Here is a 16838-nt window from a genome sequence, read left to right as displayed (position 1 = left end):
GGCAGGGAATGCTTGCCGCGCCGTGGCGCGCGGCGGCGGCCGTCGTGTTCGCACTGGCGATCGGCACCGTCGCGTCGGCCTCGATCCTGCAGTTCGCACCGCGCACGCGTGGCATGCCAGTGGCCGCAGTGGCCGAACTGAAGAAGCTCCATCTGACGCGCGTGCTTAACGACTATGATTTCGGCGGCTATCTGATCGCCTCTGATGTCGCGCCGTTCATCGACGGCCGCACCGAGCTGTATGGCGAGAAATTCTTCGTCGACCACAACGCGGCGTCCGGCCTGATGCAGCCGGACAATCTGTTCCGCCTGCTCGACCAATACGACATCGAGGCGACCTTCCTGCGCACCCAAAGCGCGGCGACCAAGCTGCTCGATCACATGGATGGCTGGCAGAAAGTCTATTCGGACGACATCGCCACCATCCATCTGCGAAAAGCCGCCGCGCGGCATAGCATTGAGCCGGTCGTCAACCCGATCGCCAAATAGTTAACGCGGTCGGCCGCGATGTGCGGCGCACGCGGCTCTGATTGTCGTTCAAAAGACTTAATTGCCGCGCTAGCATCGAGGCTGCTCGGATCGGACAGCGACCCTTACTCATCGGCCTCGCACGGGCTTCGATCCGTTCATGTCATTCTCATTCAACCGTCCTGCGGAGAGGGAGTTTGTCATGGTCATGACCAAGACCCATTACGAGTCCGTCGATCACCTTCAGGCTCTGCCGCGGAATAATCCTTGCGCTCAATGCGGTATGCCGATCCCGATTCCCGAATGGATCGAGCAGAGCGATGGTCGCGCCGCCTATCTCTGGCACTGCTACGCCTGTGACTATCAGTTCGAGGCGATCGCCTACTTCCCTGACGACGATGGTGGTCACGCGCTCGCGGCTTGATCTGCGCGCCATGATGTCGGCCCTTATGTAGCCCCTTGCGGTGCACATCTGAAATCGACGGTTCCCGGGGGAACAGGGGCCGGTCCTCGCCGTTCTCTCGTCACCATTTGCTGATGAGGAGAACTTACATGGTGATGAAAACGATCGCGGCCGGCCTTGCCGGTTCCCTTCTGCTCGCCGGGGCGGCCTTTGCTGCCGAGACGTCCACGACCACCTCGACCACTGCGGCGAAGACCGGCGACACCACCGCTGCATCTTATCAGGGCGACTGGCGCGCCTCGAAGCTGGTTGGTCTCAAAGTCTACAATGAAGCCAATGAGAATGTCGGCTCGATCAACGATATGCTCACCGACAAGAGCGGCACGATCAAGGCCGTCGTGATCGGCGTTGGCGGCTTCCTCGGCATGGGCGAGCACCTGGTCGCAGTGTCGTTCGACAAGGTGAAGTTCTCGGATCAGCCGGTTGCCTACACCGGCGCGTCGAATGCGCCTGCTAGCGGCACCACTCACCCCGCCGGTACCGCGCCGCCGACCTCGACCACCACCACGGGCTCGACTGCGACCACGTCCTCCACGACCTCGTCGACGGCCAGCTCGAAGCCGAATCCCTGGTATCCGGACCACGCGATGTTCAACGCGACCAAGGATGAGTTGAAGGCGATGCCCGAGTTCAAGTACTCGGAGTAATCAAGTCGAGCTGACGTTCGGCTGAACTGAAGGAGAGCGCGTCCGGCGTCGCCGGGCGTGCTCTGATTCGTTTGAAATCCGGGTCACGCCGCAGCCTTCAGCGGCTCATGCAGCAACGGCAGGCGGATGCGCGCGATCAGTCCTTTCGGGACCCGGTCGTGCAACGACAGTGCGCCGTTGTGGGCGGCAACGATCGCATTGGCGATCGACAGACCGAGGCCGAAGCCCGTGGCCTCGTCCATGTTGCGGGCCTGATCGCCGCGCACGAACGGTTCCAGCACGAGCGCCTTGTCGGCATCGGAGATGCCAGGCCCGTCATCTTCGACATCGATCGTCATGTCGTCGGCGAGCACACTGAGCCGTATCGTCGCCGAGGTGCCGAACTTGACGGCGTTCTCGACCAAATTGGTGACGGTTCGCAGCAGATCGTCCGGCCGTACCGTCGCCATCGCGTGCCCCGGGCCGACATAGCTGACCGTGTAGCCCATATCGGTGAACTGGTCCGCGACCAGCCCCAGAATGCTTGCAATATCGACCAGCGTCATCGGCTCGAGCTTGCGGCCGTTGCGCAGGAACGACAGCACCGAGCTCAGCATCGTATGCATCTGGTCGAGATCGGCGAGCATGCGGCTGCGCTGCACCTCGTCCTCGACGAACTCGCAACGCAGCCGCATCCGCGTGATCGGCGTGCGCAGATCATGGCTGATCGCGGCGATCATCTTGGTGCGATCGTCGATCAGGCCGGTGATCCGCTCGCGCATCCGGTTCAGCGCGCGAGCCAGCGCGCGAATCTCTTCCGGCCCGCGCTCGGGCAGCGAGGATGCATCGCCGTCGAGGCTGAAGCTCTCGGCCGCCTTTGCGAATGTGGACAGGGGCGCCGTCAACGCGCGCGCCGCCCACAGCCCGAGCAGCGTGACGATGATCACCGCAAACGTCACCGTCGTGATCAAGGGATTGCCCCAGAACGGCGGCTGATGGTGATGCGCCGGCATTTTCGCCGAGATCATGGTGCCGTCGGGAAACTTGATGACGACACCGTGGACTTCTACGTCTGGCGGCAGCGGAGCCACCCTGTAAGAGGGACCGAGGCGGCGCTGGATGATGCTGTGCGGCGATTGCGGCTCGGGCGGGCCGGGAAGAGAGCCGGAATACGCTTTGATAGCGAGTTGCGGAAAGCCGCGCGCGATGTCCGCCATCAGTCGCGGCCGCTCCGGGACCGGGGCGCGCGCCAGAATCTGGACCGCCGTAAACAGCTCGGCTGGTCCGGGCTCGTTCTCGAACTCCGGCGGCCCGGAGCGCTCGAGCAGGAATACGGCGGTGACAATGACGTGCAGCGCGATGATCGACGCGGCCACCAGCGCGGTGATCTGGCTACGGATGCCTTTCAAGTGGAGAATGTCGAACCGCTTCATGACGCGCTTTTGGCGATCAATGGCTGGATGGCGCCGGCACCACCTCGACCATGGGCGTGAACATGTAACCGCCGGAGCGCACCGTTTTGATCAGGGTCGCCTCCTGCGGATCGGGCTCGATCTTGCGGCGGATGCGGCTGACCAGCACGTCGATGGAACGCTCGAACGAGCCTGAGCTGCGCCCTTGGGTCAGGTCGAGCAGGCTGTCGCGCGATAGCACGCGGCCCGGCCGCTCGCAGAAGGTGCGGAGCAGGTCGAACTCGGCGCTGGTCATGGCGACGCGCGCGCCCTGCGGGTTGCGCAGCTCGCGCAGCCGGAAATCGATCCGCCAGCCGAGGAAGGTCAGCGCGCTCGCGCCTTCCGTCACGCTCGCGGTCATCGCTGCGGCCTGCCGGCGCAGCACCGCATTGATGCGCGCGAGCAACTCGCGCGGATTGAACGGCTTCGGCAAATAGTCGTCGGCGCCCATCTCGAGCCCGAGGATGCGATCGACGTCCTCGCCGCGCGCGGTGAGCATGATGATCGGCACCTGCGATTCGGCGCGTAGCTTGCGGCACAGCGTCAGCCCGTCCTCGCCGGGCAGCATCACATCGAGGATCAGGAGGTCGACGCGATGGTCGCCCATGATCTTCGTCATCTCGCGGCCGTCGGTCGCGGTGGTGACGTTGCAGGCATTGTTGCGGAGATATTTCGCGATCAGCGTTCGCGTCTCGCTATCGTCCTCGACGACGAGGATGTGGGGAGATGTCTGGACCATGCTGCTGTTTTGACCTCAAATCGCGGCAGACTGGTGATAAATTTTGTTACGGTTTGTTTCCGGCGCCGATAGCGGCTCCGACTACGTCAAATGCCTGCTGACAAGGTTGCGCCGGTTCCGTCAACCCTATCGGAGAGGTTTCTCGCCGACACGTTAATGGCCGGGCAGGATAATGATTTTGCCGGCGGATATCGCGCCCCGGAAAAATACCGCCTTGCCTGATTGGCTCGATATGCTCCCTGCGCCGGCCTGAGGCTGCCAGTCGTAGGATGGGTATCGCTGCGCCCAACCCATCCTACGAGTCCCGCTACAAGTCTTGCACCATCACCACCGGAAATTCTCCATGCGTATCTTGCTCTCCGAAGGGTCCGGGCTCACGTCGCGTCAGGTTGCAGGGCGGCTCGGTTCGCTAGGGAACGAGGTCGAGATTCTCTCGTCGTCGAAACTCTGCCTGACGCGCTTCACGCGGCACGTCAAGGCGGTGCATGACGTTCCGCGTTTCGGGCTTGATCCGTTCGGCTGGCTCGCGGCCGCCGAGCACATAGCAGACCAGCGGAAAGCCGATCTGCTGTTTCCGACGCAGGAGCAGGTGACCGTGCTGTCGGCGCGTCGGCAACATCTGCGCGTTGCGAGCATCGTGCCGCCGTTCGCGAGCCTTGCGCGCGTACAGGACAAGATCGCGGCGTTGCGTACCCTGACCGACGTGGGCGCGCCGCAACCGCAGACCGTCGTGGTCTCGACCATGGACGATCTGTCTGACATCGAGACCTATCCGGTCTTCGTCAAACGCCCTATCAGCACGGCGAGTTCAGGCGTTCGTCGCGCCACGAACCCGCAGGAGCTTGAGGCGGCAGGGCGCGCATTCGGCCTCGGCTCGTCCGAGCTGATCGTGCAGAGCCAGGCCACCGGCCCGCTCGCGATGGTGCAGGCGGTTGCGAACAAAGGACGGCTTGTCGCCCATCATGCCTGCCTGCGGGTGCGGGAAGGCATCGGCGGCGGGGCATCTCTCAAAGAGAGCATTGTGCTGCCAGGGTTCGCCGGCGTGCTCGCCCGGCTGGTCGCGGCGCTCGACTGGCATGGCGGATTGTCGGTGGACGTCATCATGACGGACAGCGGGCCCGTCATCATCGACGTCAATCCCCGGCTGGTCGAGCCCGCGAATGCTCATGCGGCCGGCGTCGATCTCGTTGCGGCGATGCTGGAAGCCGCAGGCGTCTCGCCGGCCGAGCCGCGACCGCCGGGCGTTGCGGGTGTGCGGACGCGGCAGACCTTACTCGCGATCCTCGGAGCCGCCGAGCATTTGGGAACGCGGGCTGGCGTGTGGCGTGAGGCGCGCGATGCCATTTGTGCGCGGCGTGATTTTGCCGGCTCGGTCGAGGAGTTGACGCCGATCACGGGCGATCCCGTCGCGGCGGTGCCGGTCGCCGTTGCGCTCGTCGCGCTGTCGATCAGCCCGTCGCTGTGGCGGAAGTTTCACGCCGATGCGGTCGGGCCCTATGCGGTGACGCCCAAGGCGTGGAGCGAGATTCTGGCGGCGGCGGAGTCATGATCGCAAGCTCCTCTCCCCACGTTTGCGAGGGGAGAGGAGAAGACGTGTCGGCTTAATTCGACTTGACCAACGGGCAGCCGCCCTTGTCGAGCGGGCGGAACGCCTCGTCGCCCGGCACGGTGGCGATCAGCTTGTAGAGGTCCCACTCGCCCTTCGACTCGGAGGGCTTCTTGACCTCGAACAAATACATGTCATGCACCATGCGGCCGTCGATGCGGATCTTGCCGTTCTTGGCGAAGAAATCGTTGACCGGAGTCGCACGCATCTGCGCCATCACCTTCGGCGCGTCGTCGGTGCCGATCGCCTCGATGGCCTTCAGATAGTGCATGGTCCCCGAATAGAGGCCGGCCTGGATCATGGTCGGCATGTGTCCGACGCGATCGTAGAACTTCTTCGAGAACGCGCGGGTCTCATCATTCATGTCCCAGTAGAAGGCATCGGTGACGATAAGGCCCTGGGTTGCATTGATGCCCAGCGCATGCACGTCGGTGATCTCCATCAGCAGCGCGATCATCTTCTGGCCGCCCTGGGTAATGCCGAACTCGGCCGCCTGCTTCAGTGCAGTGGTGGTGTCGCCGCCGGCATCGGCAAGCGCCACGACCTTGGCCTTCGAGGCTTGCGCCTGCAGCAGGAAGGAGGAGAAGTCGGAATTGTTCAGCGGATGGCGGACGGCGCCGAGCACCTTGCCGCCGTTCTCCTTCACCACGTTGGCGGCATCGCGCTCCAGCGCCTGGCCGAAGGCATAGTCGGCGGTGATGAAGAACCAGGTATCCTCGCCGCGCTTCACCATCGCCTTGCCGGCGACGTTAGACAGCGCGTAGGTGTCGTAGGTCCAGTGCACCGTGTTCGGCGAGCATTGCGGGCCGGTGATGTCGGAGGAGCCGCCGCCGGAATTGATGTTGATCTTGTTCTTCTCGCGCGTCAGCGCCGAGACCGGCAGCGCGACCGAGGAAGTCGGTACGTCGAGGATCGCGTCGACCTTCTCGTTGTCATACCAGTTGCGCGCGATGGAGACGCCGACGTCGGGCTTGTTCTGATGATCCGCAGTGACCACTTCGACTGGCTTGCCCTTGACCTTGCCGCCGTAGTCCTCGACCGCCATCTGCACCGCGGCGACCGAGCCCTTGCCGGTGGCGTCCGCATAGAGGCTCGACATGTCGGTGAGCACGCCGATCTTCACGACGTCGTCGGAAATGGTCTGTGCGTGGGCGGCTCCGCAGAGTGTCGCGATCGCAAGCGCCGCGGCGCTGGCCGTAAACTTCATATCTCTCTCCCTGTCTGGCTCTTTTTGATCTTTGATTGATAGAGCGCCGAATTTGTAGCGGGCCTTAACCGTCGATGCAAAGCCTAACGCGGACGCTGTGCTGCCCGCATGGTTAAGATGCGGGCAGGCGGCTCGGCGGGCTGTGACCGGCGGTGCTCCGGTGCGTGGTCGCCGCTGCGGCGGGGTCTCAGAGCCCCGGTAGTGCGCTGACGGAGACGTTCATCGTGCCCTCGGCCGAGGCGATCACGCGCAGCACCTTGCTATCGAAGGCGATCTCGGTCAGCGTCAGGCTGGAGACGTCGGTCGCGATGCGCACGCCGCTGTCGTTGCGCTGGAATTCGGACATCGCGGTGGCGATCTTCGCGCGCACATTGTCCGCAAACGGCTTCAGGTCGATCACCGATTTTTCCAGAAGTGCGTGCTCCAGATGCGGCACCACCGCGCGCGCGGCGGCGCCGAGCAGCCCGAAGGCGGCGTTCGATTCGACCGCAAGCTGCAGGTCCGTGAGCTGCAGAGTCTGCTGGGCCTGATCGACCAGCGGCCGGCCCCAGATGTGCAACGTCGCCTCGGCGCCGAGACCGAGAAAGCTTTCCTTCTCCTTGGCGCGGACCTGAAGCGAGATCAGCAGCCGGTCGCCGGACGGCGTCACGGTCGCGTGGTTGACGGTGACGGCAACAGGCCCCGAGCCGTCCTCGGGGAACGTGCGTCCCTTGAGCTGGCTGTCGACCAGCTTGTTGAGTTCGGTGAACGGTACGTCGATCGGGACCGCGACATTGATGCCGCCCGTGGTCGGCGGGATCACCGTGATCTTGTCCGGGAACGGACAGTCGGGCTTGGTCTCGGCCGGGGTGACGCGCGTCTCCGCCTCGATGCCGATCGTGGCCGTCACGGCATTGGCATCGACGGTCGGTTGCGCCGCCAGCGCGCGGGTCGGCTTGACCTCGAGCCAGACCGCGGGCATGCCCGGGCCCTGTAGCGGTACCGACCGGCAGGCGCGCGCCCATTGTGCCTGCGCGCCGCGCATCAAGGTCGGGTCGTTGCGGAGCCGCTCACTGAGCGCGTTCATCTGGTCGTTGACGGTCTTGTCGATCACTGGCTTGACCTGGGCCGGGACATTGAGGCGCGCACCGGCGACCGTCATCGTGCTGTCGCCGAGATTGACCTGGGCGGCGAAGTTGGGCTCGACGTGCCAGTTCGCCGCAAAGCGCGGCTGCATCGTGATCACGACGTTGCCCTTGATTTCGGCGTTGGCGTTGATGTTCTTGATGTTGATGCCGCCGATCTGCTTGGCCGCGTTAGCGCCGAGCAGGTTGCTGATGGCGTCACCGACTGCGCCGGTAACCTTCGCCGACAGCGTGCCGGTGACGTTGAGCTTGCCGGACAGCGGCGCGGCCAGCGACAGCGTATCCTGCGCGCCGGTCGCGGCGATCGCACCGCGCGAGGCCGTCCAGCCGATATCGGCGTTCTGCAGCACCTGTGCCACCGGATTGTCGGCCTTGCCGGCGAAGCTGCGCGGGGTCGCGTGCTCGGCCGCGTCGCGGATCGCGCTCAGGCTGATCGACACCGGCGCCATGACGATGGAGCTGCGTGTCACCGGCGGCAGCGGCCGGACATCCGCGATCTTCGGTGTCGGAACATGGTCGGCCGGCCAGAAGATCTCTGCCGCGATGATGCCGACGAGGACGATCGCCGCGACCGCGGTCCCTGCAATCAGGAGGAGCTTGAGCCGCCCCGGACCATGGGATGGGCCTTGCGATTTGGGCGCGAGCGGATGCGGCCTGTCCTGCCAGTCCAGACGCGGCGACGGAGGCTTCATGCGGATTCAAAAACTCCTGCCTGTGGGGCGATGGTCCAAGAGCCGCCCAGGGAGCGGTCCAAGGGAGCGAGTTTACAGGGCAGAAGAAGCCGGCGCCAGAGCGGCAGGAATCGCCGGGGCGGTCAAGCAGTGGTGAGCGAGGCGTGATGGACGAGGGGACTGGGAAAATGTTGGGCAACAAGGCACGACCGGAAGGAAATAATCCGATCTTGTCAGCGAGAGTGCTGCCACGAACTCGGTGTAACCTCGCCCCGCCTGCGGGGAGAGGTCGGATTGCGTCGCCAGATGCAATCCGGGTGATGGGGTACAGGTCTAACGGCCAAGATCAATCGGGCGTCTGCCCAGCCCTCTCCCCGTGGAGGACGGGGAGAGGGAGCGCGCTGTCGTCTGCGCGATACCCAGTAAACAACTCTATTGTCTCACCGCGTCACGCTGCCGAGGTCGGCGCGGCGTTCCATCGGCAGCACGACCACCTTGGCGCCGACGTTCACCCGTGAATAGAGATCGGTCACATCCGCATTGGTAAGGCGGATGCAGCCCGACGAGACATGCGTGCCGATCGTCTCCGGCGCGTTGGTGCCGTGGATGCGATAGACGGTGCCGCCGAGATACATCGCCCGCGCCCCGAGCGGATTGCCGGGGCCGCCGGCCATGTGGCGCGGCAGATAGGGTTGGCGCGCGATCATCTCCGGCGGCGGCGTCCAATCCGGCCATTCAGCCTTCTTGGTCACGGATTGCGTGCCGGACCAGGTGAAGCCGTCGCGGCCGACGCCGATGCCGTAGCGCAGCGCCTGGCCGCCGCCGAGGATGTAGTAGAGGTAGGTGTGCGGCGTATCGATGATGACGGTGCCGGGCGGCTCGTGCGAGGCGTAGTTCACGACCTGACGCCGCAGCCTGGCCGGTAGTTCATAGCCCGAGCTCTCGTCCTCCGGCGCCACGACCTGCGGCTCGGCCGGCTGATAGGACAGCGCCTGGTCGGGCTGATAGGAGGGCAGCGGCAGCAGGAACGGGAACGGCAGCGCCGGCGGCGCGGCTGTCGCCGGCGCCGCGAATGCAATCGCGCCAAGCGCGAGTGCTGCGATGAGGATGGAATGGCCAAAATGCAAACGGGATGCGTCGCGCTGGAGCATTGGTGGTCCCCCTGTCTGAGCCCTTCGGGATCGCGGGCCTTGTCTGGCCGCGTCGATCCTGGATATCATTTTGGCGTGCTGATCGCGCCCTATGGGCCAGACAACTAACGGACAAACGTTTCGCGGCGTTTGCGCCGATCCCAGAAAATGATTTCATGCGCTTAAGGTTTGTTTCATGACGATTTCGCGACAGCCGATCCGCTTTGCACCGTTCAGGCGCGGCATTAAGAACCAAAAAGAATCCTCGACAGTTCGATGACGTCACACGTTTGATACATCATTGTCGGATTTTGCCGGTCAGAGAATCGTAGCAAACATCCGGAATCGACCATGCGGATATTGATCGCGACCGATGCCTGGCACCCGCAGGTGAATGGCGTCGTCCGCACGCTGACCTCGCTGGCGCGCGCGGCAGCTACGCTCGGAACCGAGATCACCTTCCTGACGCCGGAGGGTTTTCCCTCGTTCCAGGTGCCGACCTATCCCGGGCTGCGGCTCGCGATCACCAGGCAGCGCGAGATCGCGCGGCGGATCGAAGAGGCCGCGCCGGATGCGATCCACATTGCGACCGAGGGCACCATCGGCTGGGCCGTGCGGCGCTACTGCCTGCGCCACGGGCTCGCCTTCACCACCTCCTACACCACGCGCTTTCCCGAATACGTCTCGGTCCGCACCGGCATTCCGGACGCGGTCGGCTATTGGGTAATGCGCCGCTTCCATGATGCGGCTGCGATGACCATGGTCGCCACCAACTCGCTGAAGCAGGAGCTGAGCCAGCGCGGCTTCAAGCGGCTCGGCTTCTGGACCCGCGGCGTCGATACCAAGCTGTTCAATCCGGACCAGCCGGCAACGCTCGACCTGCCGCGACCGATCTTCCTCACGGTCGGCCGCGTCGCGGTCGAGAAAAATCTCGACGCCTTCCTGTCGCTCGATCTGCCTGGCTCCAAGGTCGTGGTCGGCAACGGCCCGCAAAAGGCGGAGCTCGAGAAGCGCTTCCCCGACGCGCATTTCCTCGGCGAGAAGACGGGCGCGGACCTGACCGCGCACATGGCAGCCGCCGACGTGTTCGTGTTCCCGAGTCTCACCGATACTTTCGGCGTCGTGCAGCTCGAATCGCTCGCTTGCGGCACGCCGGTGGCGGCGTTCCCGGTGACCGGCCCGCTCGACGTGATCGCGGACAATCCGATCGGCGCGATCGACCACGATTTGCGCGCGGCTTGCCTGCGCGCGCTGACGATGTCGCGCACGGCCTGCCGCAATTTCGCGCTCGACCGCTCTTGGGAGAATAGCGCACGGCAGTTCATCGGCAATCTGTCGGTGCTGCAGCCGAGCCGGGCGCCGCGTGCGGCCCGGGTGGTGGCAAGGCGGAGCCCGGTGCGTGGCTGACAGCAACTTTGCGTTCTCCGACCCATTCCAAAGCAGTGAGATGTGACGATGGCAGAAACCATGAAGCTTGACGGTGCAAGGGAGCTGGACTTCGACCGCCAGTCGGTCGAGCAGGCTTATGACCGCTGGGCTCCGATCTACGATCTCGTGTTCGGCGGCGTGTTCGAAAAGGGCCGCCAGGCCGCAATCACAGCGACCAACAAGATGGGCGGCCGCGTGCTCGAGGTCGGTGTCGGCACCGGCATCTCGCTGCCGCTCTATGCACCGAATGTGCATGTGTTCGGCACCGACATCTCCGAGGCGATGCTCGCCAAGGCCAAGCGCCGCGTCGCCGAGCAGCGGCTGAAGAATATCGAGGGGCTCGCGGTGATGGACGCCGAGAAGCTCGAATTCGCTGACAACTCCTTCGACGTCGTGATGGCGCAATATGTCGTCACCGCGGTGCCAAACCCGGAGGTCGCGCTCGACGAGTTCGCCCGCGTGCTGCGCCCGGGCGGCGAGCTGATCATCCTGACCCGCGTCAGCGCCGACGAAGGCATGCGCCGAATCATCGAGCAGGCGCTGCAGCCCGTGGTGCGCCGGCTCGGCTTCCGCACCGCCGAATTCGCCTGGTCGCGCTACATGAAGTGGCTTGCCGGCGCGAAGGACATGGAACTCGCCGAGCGCCGCCTGATCCCGCCGCTCGGCCATTTCTCGCTGGTGCGATTCCGCAAAATCGAGCTCGCTGCCGTCGCCTGATGCAGACAGCCTCCCCCGCCAGTGCGGGTGGGGGAGGCGTTGTCAAAACATCCGCTGATATCCCGTGTTTCTGCGTCCGGTGATGTGACATCATGATGATGTCACATCACTTACATCGAATCCCCGTAAACGACTTGCAACGCATTCCCTGGAGCAGGCAATGATCAAGAACTACCTGGAGCAGCTGCGCATCCAGCGCTGGGATGACCATCGCTACTACCACCACAGCCGCATCAATCAGAGCCTGCACTTCGTCAGCGCGATCAGCTTCATGATCGCCTACGTGATGCTGTACGTCGATCCCTTGATGTCGGCGCTGATCGGCTGGCTGGTCTCGATGACCTCGCGCCAGGCTGGCCACTTCTTCTTCGAACCCAAGGGCTACGACCACGTCAACCACGCCACCCACGAGCACAAGGAAGAGATCAAGGTCGGCTACAATCTGCAGCGCAAGGTCGTGCTGATGTCGATCTGGGCGGTGGCCCCGCTGGTGCTCTACGCCGAGCCGGGCTTCTTCGGCCTGATGACGCCCTGGGTGACGCCGATGGAGTTCCTGCGCGGCGTCGCCAAGCTCTGGCTCATCATTGGCATCGGTGGCCTCTTGTTCCGCACCGTGCATCTGTTCTTCATCCGCGATGTCGAGACCGGCCTGGTCTGGATGACCAAGATCATCACCGACCCGTTCAACGACTTCATGCAATACCGCAGCGCGCCGCTAGCGCTGCTGCGCGGCGAACTGATCGATCCCGGCCTGCATCTGTTCGACGAGCACGGCCTCGAAGAGCGCCACGCCTGAGCGTTCGAAGGTCTGAAATAAGCAATGCCCGGGCCGGTCCCGGGCATTTGCTTTTAGATGTTGTGAGTTCGAGCCGAGTTCTTGCGATGCGGGCAGTGCACCCTCTCCCCTTGTGGGAGAGGGTGCATCGCCGGCGCGGATGCGGCGGCGAGCCGGGTGAGGGGTTTGTCTCCGCGGATGCAGAACCGAGCGAGTTTGACGCTGACGTTAGCGGAGCCCTCTCCCGCAAGGGGAGAGGGCGCATTCATCGTCACCGGAAACGTGCCCGCAAAAAGAAGCGGCCGGGACGAGCCCGTCATATGGGCGAAGATGAAAGCTAAAGTAGTGCCTCATTCTCCGTTGTCATCCCCCGCGCATGCGGGGGATCCAGTACGCCGTGCTGTCTCAGTTGATCACGGACGTCTCCGGATACTGGATCGTCCGCCTTCGCGGACGATGACGGCGGAGAGCATGCCTACAGAACGAGCCTCAAGTCCGCCCGAAAGCGTGGCCGAGCATCTCTTTGAGGATCTTCCGCTTGATCGCCTTGTTGGTGATCGAGCCGTCGTTCCACCACCATGCGTCCTGCTTCATCTTCTCGGCCGCCGCGACGAAGCGCTTGGAGACTTCGGCAAAATCGGCGTCGGTGTAGTTCAGGCTGAAGATGAAGCGGCCGGTGCCGACCCAGCTCAGGGCCAGCCCCTCGGCGCGCAGGTAATATTGCAGCATCCAGTTGTAGCGCGACGGCGTGGTGTATTCGACCATCCAGATCGACTGCAGGTTCGACACGTGAACCGGCAACTCCTTGGCTGCGAGCGCGTCGTTGAGCTGCCTGGCGCGGCCGTTCCAGGTTTCGTCGAGGCCGTTGTAGATCGCCGAAAAATTTGGGCTCTTGAGCCGGCTCAGGAACTCGTCCATCGCCGTCATCACATAGGGGTGCGAGTTGAAGGTGCCGCGGGCGAAGCAGATGTCGGCCGGCTTCTCGTCGCGGAAGCGGCGCATGAACCTGGACTTGCCGCAGACTACGCCGATCGGCAGCCCGCCGCCGAGGCTCTTGCCGTAGGTGACGATGTCGGCCTTGACGCCAAAGTACTCCTGCGCGCCGCCGGGCGCGAGCCGGAAGCCCAAAAACACCTCGTCGAACAGCAACACGATGCCGCGCTCGGTGCAGACCTCGCGCAGCTTCTTGAGCCATTCCGTATAGGCGGCGCGGTCGTATTTGCCCTGTCGGGAGGAGTCGACCAGCGTGGAATCGCCGGGCGCGTTGCTGTTCGGATGCAGTGCCTGCAGCGGGTTGATCAGCACGCAGGCAATATCGCGCCGCGTCTTCAGCACATGCAGCGTGCGCTCCGACATCTCGGCCAGCGTGTAGGTTTCATGCGGAGCGATCGGATTGCCCGCGCCCGGCTGCACGTCGCCCCACCAGCCGTGATAGCTGCCGGCGAAGCGCACCAGATGGGTCTGGCCGGTGTGGTAGCGGGCGAGCCGCACCGCCTGCATCACCGCCTCGGTGCCGGACATATGGAACGAGACCTCGTCCATGCCGGAGAGCTCGGTCAGGCGTTTCACATTGTCGGCGACGACCGGATGATAGAAGCCGAGCACGGGGCCCAGCGTCTGCGCCCGTTTGTCGGCGCCGGCGATGCAATCCTTGTAGAAATCGTAGCCGAAGATGTTGACGCCGTAGGAGCCGGCCAGGTCATAGAAGGTGTTGCCGTCGATGTCGGTGAGCGTCACGCCCGACGAGGCCTGCATGAAGGAGCCGGCGCCGAGATGGTCCTTGACCAGCCGGCTGTACTGAAACGGCACCCGATAGGCTTGCGTGAACTGCAGGTCGGAGATACCGGCTGCTGCCTCGGCCGTGGCCGCGCGGCTCTTGGCGAAGCGGTCCTGATAGAGCGCGGACAGGCGGAAGAAGCCGTCCTGCCGCCTGGTCGCGATGTCGGCCGGCGCGCCGTCGGAACGGAAGAACTCCTTGATGTCGAACTCATAGCGCGGGATCAGCTTCGAGATCCGGCGGGACATCTTGGAATGGCCGGCCAGCGAACGGTGCTTGGCGCGCGACAGTTCGATGCGGGCCTTGACCTTCGGGGCGACGGCGGCCGTGACGGCGACTGCGCCGGCGGCCAGCGAGAGATACGGAATCGAGCTATCCATCATGTCCACAAGCGCTAATCACTCCTGCTGACAAAATCATGACAGTCAAAACCCTGATCGCCTCCCTGACCCAACAGGAAGACCTTAACTTCCTGCTCACCAACCGGATTCCGCGCGCGGCCATAACCCGCTTCATGGGCTGGTTCAGCAAGATCGAGAACTCGCTGATCCGGGACCTCTCGATCGGCTGCTGGAAGCTGTTCTCGGACCTCGACTTGTCTGAGGCCAAGGAGACGCACTTCAAGAGCCTGCACGACTGCTTCACGCGCGAGCTGAGGCCGGGCCTGCGCCCCTTCGATTCCGATCCGGCCATCGTGGCGAGCCCGTCGGACGGCATCATCGGCGCGCACGGCACCATCCAGGATGGCGAGCTCTACCAGATCAAGGGCGCGCCCTATTCGCTGCGCGATCTCGTCGCCGATCCCGCCGTAGTCGAGACCCATCGCAACGGGCGCTTCGTCACCTTGCGACTGACATCAAGCATGTATCACCGCTTCCACGCGCCGGCGGATCTGACGATGGAGCAGGTCAGCCTCATCCATGGCGATACCTGGAACGTCAATCCGATCGCGCTGAAGCGGGTCGAGCGGCTGTTCTGCAAGAACGAGCGCGCCGTGATTCGCACTCATCTCGCGAGCGGCGAGAAGTTCACCATCGTCCCGGTCGCCGCGATCCTGGTCGCGAGCGTGCGGCTGCATGCGCTGGATCGCGTGCTGAACGCGCAGACCGAGCGGCCGCTGGTGTTCCCCTGTTCAGCAAGCGCGCGGAAGGGCGAGGAACTCGGCTGGTTCGAGCACGGCTCGACCATCATCATGCTGGCGCCAGCCGATTTCGAGTTCTGTGACAACGTTATCGAGGGCGCGCGCATCCGCGCCGGCGAGGAACTGTGGCGCAAGCGCGTCGGCTGAACCTTAATCTGCGGCGATAGATCGGCGAAATCTCGATTTCGCCGCGTCGCATCGCTATATCCCGCGAATCAATTCTTGATTGCGGCGCGGGGATGCGGGAGACGCGATGGCCAGAGAGCAGCTCATGGCGGCAGGTGGAATCGTGCTGCGGCGGGAGCAACCGCCGCGGATTGCCGTGGTGCGTCTGCGCAAGCGCGACGAATGGGTGCTGCCGAAGGGCAAGCTCGACGACGGCGAGACGCCGCGCGACGCCGCCAAGCGGGAGGTGCTGGAGGAGACCGGGCACAACGTGACGGTGCATGAGTTCCTGGGCACGTTGGTGCTCGATACCGGCACCCGCTCCAAGATCGTGCACTACTGGCGGATGGAGGCGAGCGGCGAGCAGACGCATCCGCTGATGGACGACGTCAGGGCCGTCGACTGGCTGCCGCTGGATGAAGCGGTGGAGCGGCTGTCGCGCAGCCATGAGAAGGCGTTTCTGGAGACGGTCGGGCCGTATGCGCTTGCCGGACTGATCCGCCGCACCAAGGCCAAGGCTGCGGAGGAGGAGAAGGCGGTGCCGGCGGCGAAGCCGTCAGCCGCAAGCAAGCCGGCGGCAGCGGAGAAGTTCGCGCCTGCGCCGTCGATTAGGGCGGCGGCAGCCAGAGCGGCAGCCGCGGGCAAGCTGATCCCGAAGGAGCCGGGCGTCAAGGAAGCGGCGAAGGAAACGGTGGCGTCGAAGCCGGCGAAGGAAGCTGTGGCTGCCAAGCCGGTCGCGACACGCACACGCCGCAGCCGTGCGTCGGAGCCGAAGGAGACAGTGGCCGTACCGGAGCCAATGGAGGTGCCTGTCGAGACGACACCCGCGGCGCCGGCGCCGGTCGAGGCTACTCCTGTGGAGCACGCGCCTGTCGTTGCAGAGACGGTCGAGCCGTCTCAAATGGATCTGACGCCTGCGTCGTCCGAGAAGGCACCGGAGCACGACACCGCTGACGCGCGGACGGATGGTGATGTTGATACGCCGGAGGAGGCCGTTGCTGCGTCTTCTGCGGGGATAGCTTCCGACGTGACAGAGCCCGTGCAGCCGGAGCGAGAGCCAGCTGCGGAGGAATTACCTGAGGAGGTTCTTCCGGCCGATCATAGCGATGTCGAGCGCGTGCAGGCCGTGGCCGCGAAGATCAAGTCGATGACCACGGAAGCGGTGTCGCGGATCGCGATCGACCAGGAGCAGGATAAGGCGCCGCAGAACGGCGCAACGGAAGCGGATGAGGCGCCGGAACTCACGGCGTCCGAAGCGTCCACTCCGGAGCCGCGCGACCCGGTCGCCGCGCACGCCGCCGGCGACGATGCCGGTCCCACGGAGCCGCCGCGGCAAACGCTGGCGCAGAAG

At 64.5% G+C, this 16838-nt stretch carries 14 protein-coding genes and 1 pseudogene; 9 read left to right on the top strand and 6 right to left on the bottom strand.

What is annotated here, in order from left to right:
* From WA702_RS13770 to WA702_RS13760, 3 genes and pseudogenes are all read left to right on the top strand, one after another.
* Positions 1 to 488 (top strand): annotated as a pseudogene (locus WA702_RS13770) (hypothetical protein); the annotation flags it as partial.
* 181 nt (positions 489 to 669) lie between these two features.
* On the top strand, positions 670 to 891 hold the full coding sequence (locus WA702_RS13765) for a hypothetical protein (protein WP_425111079.1): 222 nt from the start codon (positions 670 to 672) through the stop codon (positions 889 to 891).
* A gap of 128 nt (positions 892 to 1019) precedes the next feature.
* Complete coding sequence (locus tag WA702_RS13760) at positions 1020 to 1577, top strand: PRC-barrel domain-containing protein (protein ID WP_425111078.1); 558 nt, start codon at positions 1020 to 1022, stop codon at positions 1575 to 1577.
* Between the two features lie 83 nt (positions 1578 to 1660).
* Here WA702_RS13760 and WA702_RS13755 read toward each other — a convergent pair whose 3' ends face one another.
* Together WA702_RS13755 and WA702_RS13750 are read right to left on the bottom strand one after the other, a co-directional pair.
* Complete coding sequence (locus WA702_RS13755; RefSeq protein ID WP_425111077.1) at positions 1661 to 2989, bottom strand: ATP-binding protein; 1329 nt, start codon at positions 2987 to 2989, stop codon at positions 1661 to 1663.
* A 16-nt stretch (positions 2990 to 3005) separates the two neighbouring features.
* Positions 3006 to 3746, bottom strand: coding sequence for a response regulator (locus WA702_RS13750; RefSeq protein WP_425111076.1), 741 nt, complete (start codon positions 3744 to 3746; stop codon positions 3006 to 3008).
* Positions 3747 to 4089: 343 nt separating this feature from the next.
* Between WA702_RS13750 and WA702_RS13745 the strand changes: the two genes are divergently transcribed.
* Positions 4090 to 5295: an ATP-grasp domain-containing protein gene (locus WA702_RS13745; RefSeq protein WP_425111075.1), complete on the top strand. Its 1206-nt coding sequence runs from the start codon at positions 4090 to 4092 to the stop codon at positions 5293 to 5295.
* Positions 5296 to 5347: 52 nt separating this feature from the next.
* On the opposite strand, the gene WA702_RS13740 is transcribed toward WA702_RS13745, so the two are convergent.
* From WA702_RS13740 to WA702_RS13730, 3 genes are all read right to left on the bottom strand, one after another.
* Positions 5348 to 6559, bottom strand: a complete 1212-nt coding sequence (locus WA702_RS13740; RefSeq protein ID WP_425111074.1) for an ABC transporter substrate-binding protein — start codon at positions 6557 to 6559, stop codon at positions 5348 to 5350.
* Between the two features lie 187 nt (positions 6560 to 6746).
* Entirely contained in the window at positions 6747 to 8375 is a 1629-nt protein-coding gene (locus WA702_RS13735; protein WP_425111073.1) for a DUF4403 family protein, read from the bottom strand.
* A gap of 419 nt (positions 8376 to 8794) precedes the next feature.
* Positions 8795 to 9505 (bottom strand): L,D-transpeptidase, encoded by a 711-nt coding sequence (locus WA702_RS13730; protein WP_425111072.1) that lies wholly within the window; start codon positions 9503 to 9505, stop codon positions 8795 to 8797.
* Positions 9506 to 9835: 330 nt separating this feature from the next.
* Here WA702_RS13730 and WA702_RS13725 point away from each other — a divergent pair, with 330 nt between their 5' ends.
* The 3 genes from WA702_RS13725 (at position 9836) to WA702_RS13715 (ending at position 12425) form a co-directional block, all read left to right on the top strand.
* The gene (locus WA702_RS13725; protein ID WP_425111071.1) at positions 9836 to 10891 is read left to right on the top strand and encodes a glycosyltransferase family 4 protein; all 1056 of its coding nucleotides are present in this window, start codon (positions 9836 to 9838) and stop codon (positions 10889 to 10891) included.
* Positions 10892 to 10939: 48 nt separating this feature from the next.
* Positions 10940 to 11629, top strand: a complete 690-nt coding sequence (locus WA702_RS13720; protein WP_425111070.1) for a class I SAM-dependent methyltransferase — start codon at positions 10940 to 10942, stop codon at positions 11627 to 11629.
* A gap of 160 nt (positions 11630 to 11789) precedes the next feature.
* Positions 11790 to 12425 (top strand): hypothetical protein, encoded by a 636-nt coding sequence (locus WA702_RS13715; protein ID WP_425111069.1) that lies wholly within the window; start codon positions 11790 to 11792, stop codon positions 12423 to 12425.
* 468 nt (positions 12426 to 12893) lie between these two features.
* On the opposite strand, the gene WA702_RS13710 is transcribed toward WA702_RS13715, so the two are convergent.
* Entirely contained in the window at positions 12894 to 14564 is a 1671-nt protein-coding gene (locus tag WA702_RS13710; protein ID WP_425111068.1) for an aminotransferase class III-fold pyridoxal phosphate-dependent enzyme, read from the bottom strand.
* Positions 14565 to 14599: 35 nt separating this feature from the next.
* Here WA702_RS13710 and asd point away from each other — a divergent pair, with 35 nt between their 5' ends.
* Positions 14600 to 15469 carry an archaetidylserine decarboxylase gene (gene asd / locus WA702_RS13705; RefSeq protein ID WP_425111067.1) on the top strand — a complete coding sequence of 290 codons (870 nt, stop codon included), beginning with the start codon at positions 14600 to 14602 and terminating at the stop codon, positions 15467 to 15469.
* Positions 15470 to 15575: 106 nt separating this feature from the next.
* Positions 15576 to 16838: NUDIX domain-containing protein (locus WA702_RS13700; RefSeq protein ID WP_425111066.1), on the top strand; the 1263-nt coding region annotated here is incomplete at its 3' end.

It is taken from the genome of Bradyrhizobium sp. (assembly GCF_049798375.1).
Taxonomy (GTDB): Bacteria; Pseudomonadota; Alphaproteobacteria; order Rhizobiales; family Xanthobacteraceae; genus Bradyrhizobium.
Note: the sequence above shows the minus strand (reverse complement) of the source record. Positions and strands in the feature narration are given on the sequence as shown.

Bases quoted from the DNA above. Each gene is read 5' to 3' on its own strand.
- WA702_RS13765 (WP_425111079.1), top strand. From the start codon at position 670: ATGGTCATGACCAAGACCCATTACGAGTCCGTCGATCACCTTCAGGCT.
- WA702_RS13760 (WP_425111078.1), top strand. From the start codon at position 1,020: ATGGTGATGAAAACGATCGCGGCCGGCCTTGCCGGTTCCCTTCTGCTC.
- WA702_RS13755 (WP_425111077.1), bottom strand. From the start codon at position 2,989: ATGAAGCGGTTCGACATTCTCCACTTGAAAGGCATCCGTAGCCAGATC.
- WA702_RS13750 (WP_425111076.1), bottom strand. From the start codon at position 3,746: ATGGTCCAGACATCTCCCCACATCCTCGTCGTCGAGGACGATAGCGAG.
- WA702_RS13745 (WP_425111075.1), top strand. From the start codon at position 4,090: ATGCGTATCTTGCTCTCCGAAGGGTCCGGGCTCACGTCGCGTCAGGTT.
- WA702_RS13740 (WP_425111074.1), bottom strand. From the start codon at position 6,559: ATGAAGTTTACGGCCAGCGCCGCGGCGCTTGCGATCGCGACACTCTGC.
- WA702_RS13735 (WP_425111073.1), bottom strand. From the start codon at position 8,375: ATGAAGCCTCCGTCGCCGCGTCTGGACTGGCAGGACAGGCCGCATCCG.
- WA702_RS13730 (WP_425111072.1), bottom strand. From the start codon at position 9,505: ATGCTCCAGCGCGACGCATCCCGTTTGCATTTTGGCCATTCCATCCTC.
- WA702_RS13725 (WP_425111071.1), top strand. From the start codon at position 9,836: ATGCGGATATTGATCGCGACCGATGCCTGGCACCCGCAGGTGAATGGC.
- WA702_RS13720 (WP_425111070.1), top strand. From the start codon at position 10,940: ATGGCAGAAACCATGAAGCTTGACGGTGCAAGGGAGCTGGACTTCGAC.
- WA702_RS13715 (WP_425111069.1), top strand. From the start codon at position 11,790: ATGATCAAGAACTACCTGGAGCAGCTGCGCATCCAGCGCTGGGATGAC.
- WA702_RS13710 (WP_425111068.1), bottom strand. From the start codon at position 14,564: ATGATGGATAGCTCGATTCCGTATCTCTCGCTGGCCGCCGGCGCAGTC.
- asd (WP_425111067.1), top strand. From the start codon at position 14,600: ATGACAGTCAAAACCCTGATCGCCTCCCTGACCCAACAGGAAGACCTT.